This is a genomic window from Streptococcus sp. HMSC072D07, assembly GCF_001814835.1.
Classification (GTDB): Bacteria; Bacillota; Bacilli; order Lactobacillales; family Streptococcaceae; genus Streptococcus.
Genome location: NZ_KV818052.1, coordinates 39,303 through 53,850, shown reverse-complemented (window position 1 = coordinate 53,850; position 14,548 = coordinate 39,303). Strand labels below are relative to the sequence as shown.

Sequence of the window (14,548 nt, the reverse complement as noted above, 5' to 3'; positions counted from 1 at the left end):
TTTCCTCCTTATGGCATATCAGATTCGTTACACATTTCTAATGAATCACTCTTTAAAAATGGCACCACCAAATCAATCCACTCATAAGGCAGGTAAACTGATAAATAGCCGTGGTTATAGCCCTTTGCTTCACACAAAATTGTATTTGAATGTAGCTGATGAAATAATTTCGCTGATTCTTTCACACAGTTCAATTCTTTTTCACCATAAATATACAGAACCTGAGCCTTGCTAGCAGAAATCGTATCCTTTAGCTTGTAATGTCCCATATAGGTTTTGTAAATGGTCACCAATGTTTTGACAGGCGTCCTTGGCAAATCCTCTAAATAATAAGCTTTTATTTCCTCTGGATAAGCCAGTTTAGGATAGAGTTTGTTCATCATGCTTAACTGAAGTTTGCAAGAGAATTTATTGAACATCAATCTACCAAATAGAGACACTAGAAATATGCTGATTTTAGCTAACCTTGGTTGAGGAATGCAGAGGCTTCCATCTATGATGGCCTTCTCAGCAATTTCACTGTCTAAAGACAAAAGCTCCATGGCAATTTGACCACCAAGTGAAACACCACCGATTGCAAACAATTTCCCACCACAGTTTTCTTTGATATAGTCTAGAATCTCCAAAGCAGAATCTTCAGTAGAAACATAATCAAGTTGATATTCCTCGCCGTGGCCATTCAAAGTGGGTAGAATAATACGGTATTCTTTTGACAAGATTCGTGCTTGACGAAGATAATTCCACCAAGAACTGCCACCACCATGTATCAGTAAAATAGGAGGCAAATTCTTATCACCAAATTCATGGAATTTCATGTTTAAACTCCTTACTGTAGAACTTTCACTAGCTACACCCATGTTTAATCAGCTCTTACAAGCAGTGATGTCTCATCAAATAGAAAAGTCTCTAACATTGATTATCTAGAATGACCACACGTTACTTTCAATAATGGATATCCTGATCTAAATTTTAAAATGTTGTTTCCTTACTAATTCTATTACTCGCCAATATAGTATAAATCAAATAACCAATAAAAATGATAATAAAAATAAGATTAATTTTTAACACAAAATAGAGATTTAACAAATTTGCGAATGCATGAAATAATACACAGTATCCCACAGATTTCGTTTGACGGTAAAGAAGCCCTAAAACAAAACTTAAAAATAATGTATATATAAAAAATAAAATAAAAGGAAATCCTTGATGACTTTCTCCAACTATAAACCATAAAGGCAGATGCCATATTCCCCAAATTGATCCTACAATCAAATTAGATTGCCAATAAGTATATTTTTTATCAAGTAATGGTTGTAATATTCCTCTCCATCCTAATTCTTCATGTCCACCACCAAAAAAAATTAGTTGTATAAAGAATAATGGCATCAGATAAATTGATACTCCGTTTAATTCTAAGGAAGATACAGAAAATAGTATCAAAATTGCTAACATATGATAAATGAAATAAATACTACTATTTTCTATCTTATTAAATAAAAAATGTTTAAATTTTATATTATTACTTTTTAAATAAAAGCCACTTGCAATAGCTGGTCCAAGTGCACCAACTATATGTAATATTCTTCCTATAAAAGTCTCTAATCCCAAAATATAAGATTGCGTAAATATGGCAAGAAGCCCCCAAGCTATATAAGTAATTCCAAATGTACAATAAAGATAATTTTTTAAATTCCTTTTATCAATTTCTGTCATTTTTTTCTTCCTAATCTTGATTATTTTATGAATGATATTTTTACTGCTTATTAGTTGCTATCGATTATAACTACCTATATTCTATCATAAAAACACAAAAAAGCCTTACAATCAAGGCTTTTCACTATTCATTTCGTCAATACTTTAGTTTCGTAGATTCAGATTCGCATGATTAAAACTAGTCAATTTTCTCAATAATGTTTCCAAGTCTATCCAATACAAGACAGGAATGATCATTTAGTGGAATTATGGGAACACTGACGAGTTCTTCTGCTCTATCCTTATTAGCTTTATCATTCCAGGAATCATAATGGACACTAATTAAAAACTGACTAAAGAGTCCTAATCCATTTTTTATCTTTATCTGATGATCTGAATTATCATTAGGTGAGACATAGACTTTTTCTCCTAATAATAGGGCTCCTGCAGAAAACCCTATAACTTTTACCCCTTTATTCAGCATACGATCGATATAATTTTTGAACTCCTGATTGACATAAGTAGCTAGATACTTTTCCGTATTTCCACCACCGATAATAATTAGATCAGCATCTGGATAGCTACCAAAATTAATCTGCTCAATGTCCAAGAGTAAGTAATCAGTGTTTAGGTTAGAAAAATGACTTTGGAAAACTTCTGTGTACTTTTTCATATACGGTTGCCAATTTTCTCGATAAACTGTAAAAATGAGTATTCTTTCGATCTTCCTTGATGACACAATTTTATTAACAATCGTATAGTTCTTTATCGGCGGATTTCCACCCATCAAAAAAATTTGTTCGTCCAATCTTTCACGCTTTCTAAAGATACATAAAGTTTAAACAAGTTTATTCACGTTTCGAAATTATAATTTTTTCTTAAAATGAATAATTCTATTTACTTCCTGAAATCCAATATTGAGATGAAATCTTATAGAATCCGTATTCGTTAAAGTACAGTCACTTGCAAATTCCTTACATCCTTTATTTTTCGCCCATTCCTCACATTTTGTACAGAGATTTTTAGCAATATCCTTTAAACGATATTCCTCGTCGACAATAATCCCTTCTAAGAATCCAACAGGACTATATTTACAACCTTCAACATAATCAAATCTGAGTGAACATAATGCTAGACCTACAATTGTGTCACCTTCAACTTCAGTAAAGATTGCAGTATTTTTGCCATTCGTATATTTTTTTACTTCATCAAAAGCTTCTTTATCGGTCAATTGGGGCCATAATTGTTTTATTAGTTTAGCCGTTTTTATAGAATCTTTTGTTATTCCATCCATATTGATGTTCCTCCGGAAATTACAAGCAAATGTTTCGAATCACGCTGTTACTTTGTTACTCATTGATTGATACCAATACCATCCCCTTCTACTTTTCGACTGTCTCAGATCGGACGAGCAGAGCTACACACTCAGCGGTTCGGACTTACCGTATCATTTCGTCGGTTTCCCTCCTCATTCTACGAGTCCTATCCCATGGGCGGAGCATCTACTTCTACTTCGCTGATGCCTCAGCTCGTACAACAGTGATACCGCCTCAACATGTGCTGAGAGCTTTCTTCTATACTAATAGACGAAAGGGTGTGAAAATGATTTTTAAATGATACTGTGGAACGGAACAGTAGCCCTAGTATTGACTACTGTCGTTTCTATTCATATTGGCTATTCTAGGACTGAGATGAAAAAATCTATAAATGCTCAGAATAAAATTGAACCCGCAAATCTCCCCAAAACAATGGTGAGTCATGTACTTGTATTATTCCGAAAAAATACACCTCTGGTGCAGTGAGACAAATTGGTGTATCTTATAGTGGCTTCGTAGATGAAAGCTATACTCTACTATCACTCTTTGATGATGTAGAACAAATTGAAAAAGATAATAGACTTCAGACAGCTATTGATGTTGTCAGAGAACAGTTTGGTTTTTTAGCCATACAAAAAGGAACCGTCCTAACTGAAGGTTCCAGAAATATTGAACGCAGTAAACTTATCGGTGGTCATTCCGCGGGTGGATTGGAGGGATTAAAATGAAACAAGAAAAAAATACAGTACAATTTTCAGAAATCCGTAGCAAAGGATGTAATGATATTGAAATGCTTGAAAGATTTTTACATGGAATCGTTGAAACAGCAACTTCAAAACTTCGTCAGAGAAAACTCAAAACAACTGAAATATCGATACGACTAGTACATGCTAAATCTGAAAACCGATTACCATTGGAATTTACATTTAGCATTAAGCCAACAAGCTCATCTGTGATAATCTATACTGAGGTAATCAATCGCTTTAAAGAATGTTACACAGGTGGGGGAATTCAAGGTTTTACGATTCAATTTGATAAAAATACCCTTGCCTCTGCATAGAAAGGATTTGATATGATTGACCGTTCATATTTACCATTTCAATCAGCAAGAGAGTACCAGGATACAAAGATGCAAAAATGGATGGGCTTTTTCCTATCTGAACATGCATCAGCACTCTCTGATGATACAAACAAAGTAACGTACATGTCTGACTTATCACTAGAGAAGAAATTATTACTCCTCAGTCAAGTATACGCCGGGCAGCTACGCACACGCATTCAAGTGATTGAAAAAAACAAGCGTGTTTCCTACACTGGAACAATACCAAGTCTGACCAAAGATTTCATTTTGATAAAAACTACAACAGGTCACATCAATTTGAAATTAAAAGACATTATTAGTATTGAACTTGTCGAGGAGGTGCTCTATGAATCAGCTTGAGTTTCAGCGTAATCACCTACAAATGGACTATTATAGCGAGAGCTACCAAGATTTTGAACGTGACTTCTACCGCTACTCTAACATGAATATTCCATTGACCTTCCTAACTGATGATATCCTAAAAACAATGGCGACTTCACGTAAGAATTACTTTGTCCTCAATAAGGAAAAGTCCAGAGATAACCGCGATCACTTCTTCATATTTGAAGTAAGTACCGTAGATGAGAATCCGCTAATCTATCATTATACATATAAGAAAACTACAATATATTTAGCAGAAAAATAGGAGCAGTTCAATTGACTGTTCCTATTTTTAATATTCATAAAATCTAAAGTCTTTATACTCTTTAACAATGGAGTCGCCAACCAGAACAGACTATACTGACCAGCGACTACCTTAAATTTAATGTTTCAGATTTATTTTCTTATCTCTAATTTCATAAACTACATCTGCTACATTTTCGAGTAATCGTTTATCGTGGGTGATAAACACGATAGTTCCGGTGTACTCCTTCATTAGTATTTCCAAAGCCTCTAAACTTGGTATGTCAAGGAAGTTACTGGGTTCATCCATTATTAGGATGTTATATCTACCCATGAGCATTTTAGCAAGCAACAATTTTATAATTTCTCCACCGCTTAAAACAGATAAACTTTTTCCAATATCGTTCTGTTTGAACCCCATAGATGCTAGCACTGAACGAATTTCTGATATATTGTAGTCACAATCCTTCTGCATAAACTCCATAACATTCTGATTACTGTTGTACTTGTAACCATTCTGTGCAAAGTAACCTATTTTTGCCTTAGGCGAAATAGAAATTCCTTCTTCATGGTTTAAGATCATTTGGATTAAAGTTGTTTTTCCGATTCCATTACCACCAGTTAACGCCACTTTTGCTCCTAACGGAATTTGAAAAGATGCATTTTCAAACAGAGCCTTATCCCCAAATACTTTATTAATTTCTGCACCGACTATAGGGTATGGATTATGGAGCTCCAATGCTTTACTTTGCCTGAAACGAATTCTGCGAATGCCTTCCGGAGCTTCTACTTTTCCTAAGGCCGCAATCCTGTGCTCTAGGGTTTTAGCAGCATTATACATCTTTTTTTCCTTACTTCCTATTGATTTTTGATGAGCTAAACGCCCTCCGTCTTCAGTACTTTTTTTCTTTGAAGAACCTTTTGCCTTCTGTTCTATTTTACGAGCCTGTTTTCGCTTTTCCTCCGCAGCCCTTTCCAATCGGGCACGTTCCGCAATAAATTGTTCGTATTCTGCAGCTTGGCTCTTACGTTCTTCCTCTTTCTGACGAAGATAATCAGAATAGTTTCCCCAATACTCAGTGATTTTGCCATCTTTCAGTTCCCATATTTTATCTACTATTTCATCAAGAAAATAGCGGTCATGGCTAATAACTAACAGTGCACCTGTAAAATATTTTAGCTGTCCTATTAGAAAATCAATTCCTTCACGGTCTAAATGGCTCGTAGGTTCATCCGCTAAAATACCATGAACCTGTGCCGATAAGGCCTGTGCTATTTTAAGCCTTGTTTCTTCACCACCGCTCATAGTCTGTATATTTAATTGCTCAACACCTAGCTTGCCTACAAGTGCAAAATCTTTTTCCTCCTGCAGAGTTACTTCGTCCAACTGGGGAATATAGGCAAGTTCACCCAGACGATTCATTTTACATCCTGGGGGAGTTAATTCTCCTAAAAGTACCCTGAGTAAAGTGCTTTTTCCAGCACCATTTGCTCCTACTAAACCAATACGGTCATAATCATATACTTCTAATTCATTTATATCTAAAACATCGCGTCCTTTGAATTCCACACGAATGTCTTTTGCTTTTAATATTAATTCCATAACATTTCCTCCTGTCTATAATCGCATGCTTTCATTTGCTTGTATGCAGGGAAAACCCTGCGATTTTAGCAGGAAGAGTTACATGAAAATAAGATACATAAATATTCCTCCAATATTGTTTATTTTAAATCTAATTTTCTAACCTCAGTTATCATTTGGCAAACTATAGCAATGCCAATAATTAAAATACCTGATAGTAAAAACCAATGATTTACACCGATTTTATCAGCAAAGAATCCAGAAAGAATTAACCCAATTGGCATAGCAAGTGACATGATACTTCCGATCAAAGAAAATACACGTCCTAAATATTCAGGCTTAATTTTCTCCTGAAAAAGAGCTGTTTGCACACCGCTATAAAATGGCACCGAAAGCCCCATTATTGCACAGCAAACTACGAATATTACAAATCCATTTGGAGGAAGTATTCCCGAAACGGCTAAACTGGTCCCCATTATAAAAAATGAACTTGTTATTAGTAATACATGCTTTTCGAAGCCCCCTAATCTTCCTAATAATAAGCCTCCTGCTAGCATCCCAAATGCAAAGGAAATTTCCGTAATAGAAATATGCACAGGCGTTCCATTAAAGTGTTCCATGCTTATTAAAGGAAATAGTGCATTGATTGGCATATAAACAAAAGTATATAGTGTTCCTAAGAGTAATAAGGCAAACAATCCTTTGTTTTGTCTCAGAACCACAACTCCTTCTTTCATCTCCCTTATGAAATTTGGTTCTAAACTTTGCACTTGATTACCCAGCTTAGGTATACGTACAATTGCTACCGTAATAGATGCAATCACAGCACCCAATACGTCGATGGCAATAATAGCATTTAAATCCCAAACGGAGTATAAGAGTGCTGCAACTGCCGGACTAACAATATAGCTTATAGACTGCAAAGACTGACTATAGCCTGCGCATTTCGTTAGCTGTTCTTCTGGTACTAAAAGTGGTGTAACCGCATTGAGTGCTGGGGTATGAAAAGCTGTTCCAATGCTACGGATAAACAATACTATCATAATCATCCAGACAGGTAGCTCCATACAGAATGCAACAATAGCAAGCACTGCACCAGCTGCTGCGATAATTAAATCGGCACCAATCATTATCTTCTTCCTATCATGACGATCCACTAGCACACCAATGGCAGGTCCCAAAATCGCATAGGGTAAAAAACCTACTAATGAAGCCATAGACAAGACCATCGCAGATCCTGTTTTTTCTGTAAGGTAAAAAATAATCGCCATTTGCAGGATGGCACTAGTGATTAATGATACTGCTTGCCCTGCCCATATTGCATAAAATTTTCGTTTCCAATTGTTGTATTTTTCCATTTATATTATCTCCTGCATATTATTTTGCTTGAATTTCTATTTTGAATAGCATTCTAGGCAATAAAAAATGCAGGCCAAACCCCACAATGTGGCTTTTGGTCTGCATACATACAATTTGGAAACATTCATATTAAAGACATAGTTAAATAAAGGTATAGTTAAATAACCAATATCCTCACCGTAACTAATGAATGCTCAATATCGTATAAATAAGCACAACAAAAAAGCCTATCATCGGGTATAGATTCTGCTTTTTTTATTGCCAGCTTATCTTAAACGCATTGAGGCTGTCATAGTTTCGGTTCCTCCTACATCTTTGTTTATATCAATTTATAGTATAACACAACAAGATGGTATGTTCAATATAAAAGTTATGGAATGAGACTCATACTTCCAATTCGATGCCAGATTTAAAGGATATGACGAAGTTTTCTTCATAGACTGTAACGCTCTGGATTATCTTCCTTAGTAGCAAGCGATTAGCTTTCACAAAATCTTCTGTTTGTAGTTTTAAAAATTCATCAGGATTTTCTAACTCAACCTCAAAATATTTCATTTTACATTCCCTCATTTCATTTATTGATAAATTGAGTTTGCAAAAAAGAGTGGACAATTTTTGTCTACTCTTAACCTTTAAAATAGTTTTTTTTAATCGATTTGAAGTTGCCTAAATTATTACTTATTCGGTAAAATGAAGTATTGCTTTCAACAGATTTCCTTCAACTACACTTCACTTGATTCAAACAAGGTGGGTACATTTCTATTCCCACAAACTCCTTGTCAATGGAAACAAACACGTACCCACAGGGTAAATGGAAATAGAAACTGATAATTTCTAGCTATCACTTCTACTCATTCCAAAAATTTTCTCACTCTGATACTTACCCACCATAAAGCAAAAAGCCTTGCAATCAAGGCTTTCATTATCCCTTTCGTTCAAAGGTTTCTAAGCTTTTACGAGCAGAGCGACACACTCAGCGGTTCGCTATCTCCGTTCTGTCTGCGTGCTAGCACTTGTCAATCACGGACAGCTATCGCATGGGCGGAAGTAAATGCTAATCTTCGTCGTTTTACTCCTTGACTAGCAAACTTACCGCCTCAACATGGTGCGTCTGCGGAAACAAATCCACCGGCTGTACTTTCTTCAATTCATATCCCAATTCTTGATATAGTTTGATATCACGTGCCATGGTTGCGACATTGCAAGAGATATAGGCAATGCGGTCTGCTCCTGTTTGAGCACTTGCTTTGATAAAACTTTCGGTCAAACCCTTGCGTGGTGGGTCGACCAAGATAACGGTTGGTTGGATACCTTCCTTGAGCCAGTTCTTCATGGCATTTTCAGCCGTGTCACAGACATAGTGGGCATTTGTAATCTTGTTCAAAGAAGCATTCTTCTGGCTATTCTCTACTGCTTCTGGAATCACTTCAACACCGTAGACTTCTTTAACATGCTTGGCGACGGACAATCCAATCGTTCCAATTCCTGAATAGGCATCAATAACCACATCGTCTTCTTTTAACTCTGCAAAGTCAATAGCTGTTTGATAAAGTTTCTCTGCCATTTCAGTATTGACCTGATAAAAGGCTGGGCCAGCGATTTGGAAGTCATTTCCCAACATCTGGTCCGTAATATAGTCTTGACCATAAAGAGTCTTCCACTCCTTACCAAAAATCGCATTGGTATTCTGGTCGTTGATATTTTGCATGACAGACACAATCTCTGGGAACTGCTTGATAATTTGTTCAATCAATTGCTCCACTCGAAAAACTTTAGGACGTTTAGTCACTAATATAACCATGATTTGTCCTGAATAGTGACCACGACGCACCACAAGGTTCCGAATCAAGCCAGACTGCTCCTTTTCGTCATAAGGTTTTAAATCAAAACGACGAAGCAAATCGCGTAGAACTACCACAACTTGGTCAATGACAGGATCCTGGATAAAGAAATCTTCAAGTGGCATGAGGTCGTGCGAATTCTTACGGAAAAAGCCAGTTTCCAAGACACCATTCACTCGACGAACGGGCACCTGCGCCTTATTTCGATACTTGACTGGATTTTCCATACCAAGCGTTTCAGCAACTTCTACATCGGTAATACCAGCAATCTTGTAGAGACTGTCTTTGACTTGCTTGGTTTTGAACTTAAGCTGCTCTGGATAGGCAAGATGCCCCAAGTCAGCTATACCTGAACGTAGATAAGCCAAATCTAGGTCTTGGTTACGATGAGGTGACTGAACAAGGTATTCTTCAACTTTCCCAAAGCCAATCTTTTTATTGACCTTAAGGACTCGCATGAGGATTTTCTCAGTTGGTAGAGCATTTTCTACAAAGAAAACCAAACCTTCTATCTTAGCAACCCCTGCACCTTCATGAGTCAAATCAACAATTTCAACTTCTACAATATCATTTTTCTTTAGCATATTTTTCACTTTCTATCGGCCGACAAAAAAAGACGGCAACATTTCTGTTACCATCTATTATATCATGAAATGACCTAAGCACCAAAACTCTTGAAGAAGTTGACAATGGCTTGCCAAAGGGAGCTAAAGAAGTTGCCCCCGTCTTCTAGCGCTTTATTGGCATCAAAGTTGAGGTTGATATTTTTAAAGCTATCTCCAGCTTGAGAGACAATGCTTTCCTTGAGGTCATTTAGGGTTTTAGTGAAATCAGCATTGTTCAAAATGTCACTCTTTGAGAGATTGAGGGCAAAATTGATGATGATATTGACCTGGTTTCCTGTTATAACCTGATCGAGTTTGTAGTTTTTTAGCGTGTCTTCAACGATTTTGCGGACATCTTCCTCTGTCAGATTACCTTTGGCTTCTTTTGCCTTTGCGATTCCTGCCTTGATATCTGCCAAGGCGACATTGAGTTTATTGGCATCGTAACCTGACTTGTCCTTGTTTTCAGCATTGATATCTGATAAGGCTTTTAGCTCCTCTTGGGCCAAGTCTTTATTGGCTTGCGGTACTTTAGCACCATTGGCCTCTAACGAGTAGTAAATCCCTGCTAGGGCGCTCTCTCCTGTAACTGGAATGGGTGCTGCAACTGTGATTTTGGCATGCTCCACTCCCAGCGTCACTGCTGCGTTACGGTACATATCCTGCGTCACCTTGGTGATATTTTCAGGCGTTTCAATCTTTACCTCTAAAGGTGACTTGTCACCTAGCTTTTGAATCTTAGCTGATGAATAGAGCTGTAGACTAGCGTCATTAGCCACATTCATAATTTTCGAATAGATATCAGGTGTCATAGTTTTGATATCTTTGGTGTCTTTTGATGCGTCATAGCCAAGTTTGCTAAGAGTTTGATTTTTCTGGTCTTCAGATAGAGAAGAACCTAGGACATATTCGGGTTGTACATAGGTTTCATCGATTACTTTTTGAACATCGGTTGCTGCGTGAACGCTCGTCATAGCTGTTGCGGCCCACAATACTACAGCACTTGTTAGAAAGAATTTCTTTCTCATGGGATATTCCCTCCTTTACCTTTCTAGGGTAATAAAACAATCTTAAAGAAAGCTTATAGTGAAAAACACCTGGTCAAACCAGATGTTTAGAAGAAATTAAAGAATTTCATGATATAGAGATTAAAGCGAACCTGTCTCGAGTAGTAATAATTTCCACCATTTTCATAGAGTTCAGCTCCGTGAAAGATAGAAATTGGGTTGATGTAGGTGTAGGTCTTCCCTGTAGTATTACCAAGGATAGGAGCGACCGTTTCTCGGGAGTAACGCTTGGCTAGTGCCAGAGTATTTTCCTTGCCATTCTGAGCGATAAAGTCGATATAGGCAGGCCCAAAATTATAGGCTTGAACGGCGGTCCAGACATCTACTCCTTTGCTCTGTGCCAAATAGAGATTATCTGTTAAAGTCTGAATCCCTTGGCGAATACTAGAGGCATCGTCTTTGATGGTATTGGTAGCGCCACTAGCAGACTCACTAGACTGCATAACATCCCGCTCTTTTCCCTTCGTTTCGGTATAAATCATGGCGAGCACCAACTCTTCATTGGCTGGGGTATCTCTTTCACTCAAGATTTCTCGAACCATGGGTTGGTAGGTCATGACTTGTTTAACATCCTGATGGATATGATAAGCTTTATATCCTGCGAAAAGGAAGACTGCTAGCACAAGCACTCTTCTTATAAATTTAAACATTATTTACTTTGAATATCCTCGATATTTTTGATTAAGATAGAATAGGTTCCATTGTCATTTTGGATAAACTCAACAGACTCCGCGTCTTGGTATACATTATTTGGAACGATGAGTTCAATTCCATTTGACAGGGAAAGTTTTTGGTTTTCAAATTTCTTGAGTTGGCGACTGGCATCAATTTCATCAAACTGGACTGGTTCTGGTACAGCTTCCTTGACTTGGTCGATAAAACTTAGACGAGCTGTCAGGTTGTTATCAAAAAGGTCGTTAGCCAATTTTTCAGGCGACAATTCATTGCTTTCTTCAAGATTGTTGAAAATAGCTGATTTGACCTTGGATTGAAACTGAAAATCATCCGTGTTAAAGGACTCTGCAATTCTCTGGGCTGTTTTTTCCAATTCCTTGATGGATTTCTTTGGAGAAATCTTAGGAGCGACAGCAAGCAGATTCTCTGAAAAGTAGTTCAAAAATGTTCCATTGTACTTGATGCGTTTCTCGATCAGGTGGTACTTACGACTTTGAAGATTGACGACCAAAGCCTCATCAGCTCCCGTTCCAAATCCCGGCAAGTTATTCTGAGTTAGCTTGATTGGATTATCAACTTCTCCACCGAGGTGGGTCAAGGTTTCCCGCAGGGCAATTCGTAAGAAAGCGAAATGCTCTACACCTTCTTTAGAAAACTGAACAAAAACCAAGTCATTGGTCTTGAGGTTTTCAGAAATACTGAATTCCTTTTTCCAAAGATTAGCCAGTGTTACTGATGTCTCCAACAAATCGTCTGTGATGTGATTGAAGAAGGGATTTTCTTCTTCGAAAATCCCAGTCTTTGCTTCATCTGAATACACGCGTTCGATTTTTTTACGTAGGTATTCCTCGATTTTTGGAGTGATATTGAGAAACTTATCCGCTAGAAACAGCTCGGTATCATCCGGACTGAACTGATGGATAATAGCTTTCTTAATATAAATGTCCATAAAAGTATTAGTCCTCGTATAGTGGGATGGCATCTGTCAACGCTTTGACTTCACTTCTCACTTCTTCTAAGACAGCCTCATTTTCTGCATTTTTAAGGGTTTTAATGATGAGTTCAGCCACTTTACGGCTTTCTTCTTCACCAAATCCACGTGCAGTGATGGCTGCAGATCCGATACGAATCCCACTTGTCTTGAATGGTGACAAGGTTTCGTATGGGATTGAGTTTTTATTTAGGGTAATATTAACTTCATCCAGCAAGTTTTGAGCCACTTTTCCGTTTTCTACAACCTTAGTCACATCCACTAGGAAGAGGTGATTTTCAGTACCACCAGAAATAATACGGAAATCAGGGTCTTGCAAGAAGACTTCAACCATAGCCTTGCTGTTTTTGATGACATTAGCAGCATATTCCTTGAAGGCTGGATCCAAAACTTCTTTGAAGGAAACAGCCTTAGCAGCGACAACATGCTCCAAAGGACCACCTTGAATACCAGGGAAAATAGCTGAGTTGATTTTCTTAGCAAGTTCTTCGTCATTAGTCAAAATCAAGCCACCACGAGGTCCACGAAGGGTTTTGTGGGTCGTTGTTGTAGTGATATGAGCGTATGGCACTGGGCTAGGGTGAAGACCAGCTGCAACCAAACCAGCGATATGGGCCATATCGACCATGAGCTTAGCGCCAACTGCATCTGCGATTTCACGGAATTTTGAGAAGTCAATAATTTGAGAATAGGCTGAAGCACCAGCTACGATTAGTTTTGGTTTGACTTCTTGGGCTTGTTTCAAGATAGCATCAAAGTCCAAGAGTTCCGTTTCAGGATCCACACTGTAAGAAACAAAGTTGTATGTTTGACCAGAGAAGCTAACTGGAGCTCCGTGGGTCAAGTGTCCACCTGCTGCCAAATCCATCCCCATAACCGTATCACCTGGCTCAATCAAGGCCATGTAAGCCGCACAGTTGGCTTGGCTTCCTGAGTGAGGTTGGACATTGGCGAATTTAGCACCGAAAATTTCTTTTGCACGTTCAATAGCTAAAGTTTCTACCACGTCTACTACATCAGTTCCACCATAATAACGGCGTCCTGGGTAACCCTCGGCATATTTGTTTGTCAAGATAGACCCTTGAGCTGCCATAACAGCCTTGGAAACCACGTTTTCGGAAGCAATCAACTCAATGTTGTTTTGTTGGCGTTCTTCTTCTTTGGCAATAGCATTCCAGAGATCAGCATCGTATGCTTTAAAATCGTCTTTGTCAAAAATCATAGGTCTTCTCCTTTATAGTGTGACTGGTCCTTTGGTTTGTTTTTCCAATAAGAAAATAAACTAAAAGATGCGAATAAACCGTTTCTGCACTTTATCACAAGTATAACCAACTTTTTCATAAAATGCATGAGCTCCCAGACGATGATCAGCGGAGTTTAAGCGGATAAACCCATATCCACGTCTTTTTGCTTCTTCCTCCAACCCTTGCAGTAAGCTTTTACCGATACCTTGTCCTTGCGCTTGAGGCGAAACCGCTAAGCCTAAGATATTAAATCCTGCTTTGGAATAGAGGGATTCGTAAACCTCGGCATGGACATATCCAAGTAGGACATGACTAGCTGCATCCTCATAGCCAAGTAGGAAATGATGGGAATCCTGAGATAATTTAGCTAGTTGACTAGCTGTGTCCTCTGGACTAAAAGAATAGCCCAAAGCCTCTTGGTTAATCTCACATATAGCATTCACATCTGTTTCTTGCAAATCTCTTAGCATC

Annotated in this window: 17 protein-coding genes; 4 read left to right on the top strand and 13 right to left on the bottom strand. The window is 37.8% G+C overall.

Translation table 11 applies throughout. From position 1 onward, the window contains the following. Positions 1-8: 8 nt before the first annotated feature. From HMPREF2991_RS03630 to aac(6'), 4 genes are all read right to left on the bottom strand, one after another. Positions 9-815, bottom strand: a complete 807-nt coding sequence (locus tag HMPREF2991_RS03630) for an alpha/beta hydrolase (RefSeq protein ID WP_070567906.1) — start codon at positions 813-815, stop codon at positions 9-11. Positions 816-969: 154 nt separating this feature from the next. Next, complete coding sequence (locus HMPREF2991_RS03625) at positions 970-1,713, bottom strand: CPBP family intramembrane glutamic endopeptidase (RefSeq protein ID WP_000134977.1); 744 nt, start codon at positions 1,711-1,713, stop codon at positions 970-972. 178 nt (positions 1,714-1,891) lie between these two features. After that, on the bottom strand, positions 1,892-2,500 hold the full coding sequence (locus HMPREF2991_RS03620) for a Type 1 glutamine amidotransferase-like domain-containing protein (protein ID WP_070567904.1): 609 nt from the start codon (positions 2,498-2,500) through the stop codon (positions 1,892-1,894). A 57-nt stretch (positions 2,501-2,557) separates the two neighbouring features. Further along, complete coding sequence (gene aac(6'), locus HMPREF2991_RS03615) at positions 2,558-2,986, bottom strand: aminoglycoside 6'-N-acetyltransferase (protein ID WP_070567902.1); 429 nt, start codon at positions 2,984-2,986, stop codon at positions 2,558-2,560. A gap of 504 nt (positions 2,987-3,490) precedes the next feature. Between aac(6') and HMPREF2991_RS03605 the strand changes: the two genes are divergently transcribed. From HMPREF2991_RS03605 to HMPREF2991_RS03590, 4 genes are read left to right on the top strand one after another with little or no spacing between them, the layout of a single operon-like run. Beyond that, positions 3,491-3,736, top strand: a complete 246-nt coding sequence (locus tag HMPREF2991_RS03605; RefSeq protein WP_001813542.1) for a hypothetical protein — start codon at positions 3,491-3,493, stop codon at positions 3,734-3,736. Beyond that, complete coding sequence (locus HMPREF2991_RS03600) at positions 3,733-4,068, top strand: DinB/UmuC family translesion DNA polymerase (protein ID WP_000806926.1); 336 nt, start codon at positions 3,733-3,735, stop codon at positions 4,066-4,068. The genes HMPREF2991_RS03605 and HMPREF2991_RS03600 overlap by 4 nt, the downstream gene beginning before the upstream one ends. 12 nt (positions 4,069-4,080) lie before the next feature. Then, complete coding sequence (locus HMPREF2991_RS03595; RefSeq protein ID WP_000567222.1) at positions 4,081-4,449, top strand: hypothetical protein; 369 nt, start codon at positions 4,081-4,083, stop codon at positions 4,447-4,449. After that, positions 4,436-4,735, top strand: coding sequence for a DUF5960 family protein (locus tag HMPREF2991_RS03590; RefSeq protein WP_001072467.1), 300 nt, complete (start codon positions 4,436-4,438; stop codon positions 4,733-4,735). Before HMPREF2991_RS03595 ends, HMPREF2991_RS03590 begins: the two co-directional genes overlap by 14 nt. 117 nt (positions 4,736-4,852) lie before the next feature. On the opposite strand, the gene msr(D) is transcribed toward HMPREF2991_RS03590, so the two are convergent. The 9 genes from msr(D) to HMPREF2991_RS03545 form a co-directional block, all read right to left on the bottom strand. Then, a complete protein-coding gene (gene msr(D) / locus HMPREF2991_RS03585) occupies positions 4,853-6,316 on the bottom strand; it encodes an ABC-F type ribosomal protection protein Msr(D) (protein ID WP_000420313.1) in 1,464 nt (487 codons plus the stop codon). 119 nt (positions 6,317-6,435) lie between these two features. After that, on the bottom strand, positions 6,436-7,653 hold the full coding sequence (mef(A), locus tag HMPREF2991_RS03580; RefSeq protein ID WP_000417519.1) for a macrolide efflux MFS transporter Mef(A): 1,218 nt from the start codon (positions 7,651-7,653) through the stop codon (positions 6,436-6,438). A gap of 385 nt (positions 7,654-8,038) precedes the next feature. Beyond that, the gene (locus HMPREF2991_RS03575; RefSeq protein ID WP_000873143.1) at positions 8,039-8,209 is read right to left on the bottom strand and encodes a hypothetical protein; all 171 of its coding nucleotides are present in this window, start codon (positions 8,207-8,209) and stop codon (positions 8,039-8,041) included. A gap of 514 nt (positions 8,210-8,723) precedes the next feature. Further along, positions 8,724-10,079 (bottom strand): 23S rRNA (uracil(1939)-C(5))-methyltransferase RlmD, encoded by a 1,356-nt coding sequence (rlmD, locus tag HMPREF2991_RS03570; protein ID WP_070683567.1) that lies wholly within the window; start codon positions 10,077-10,079, stop codon positions 8,724-8,726. 74 nt (positions 10,080-10,153) lie between these two features. Then, positions 10,154-11,128 (bottom strand): DUF1002 domain-containing protein, encoded by a 975-nt coding sequence (locus HMPREF2991_RS03565; protein ID WP_001227384.1) that lies wholly within the window; start codon positions 11,126-11,128, stop codon positions 10,154-10,156. Positions 11,129-11,214: 86 nt separating this feature from the next. Then, a complete protein-coding gene (locus tag HMPREF2991_RS03560; protein ID WP_002893258.1) occupies positions 11,215-11,817 on the bottom strand; it encodes a lysozyme family protein in 603 nt (200 codons plus the stop codon). Next, positions 11,817-12,791 carry a nucleoid-associated protein gene (locus HMPREF2991_RS03555; protein ID WP_070567898.1) on the bottom strand — a complete coding sequence of 325 codons (975 nt, stop codon included), beginning with the start codon at positions 12,789-12,791 and terminating at the stop codon, positions 11,817-11,819. The genes HMPREF2991_RS03560 and HMPREF2991_RS03555 overlap by 1 nt, the downstream gene beginning before the upstream one ends. A gap of 7 nt (positions 12,792-12,798) precedes the next feature. Beyond that, complete coding sequence (gene glyA, locus HMPREF2991_RS03550) at positions 12,799-14,055, bottom strand: serine hydroxymethyltransferase (RefSeq protein WP_070567896.1); 1,257 nt, start codon at positions 14,053-14,055, stop codon at positions 12,799-12,801. 60 nt (positions 14,056-14,115) lie between these two features. Continuing rightward, positions 14,116-14,547, bottom strand: coding sequence for a GNAT family N-acetyltransferase (locus HMPREF2991_RS03545; protein WP_070567894.1), 432 nt, complete (start codon positions 14,545-14,547; stop codon positions 14,116-14,118). Position 14,548 lies beyond the last annotated feature (1 nt).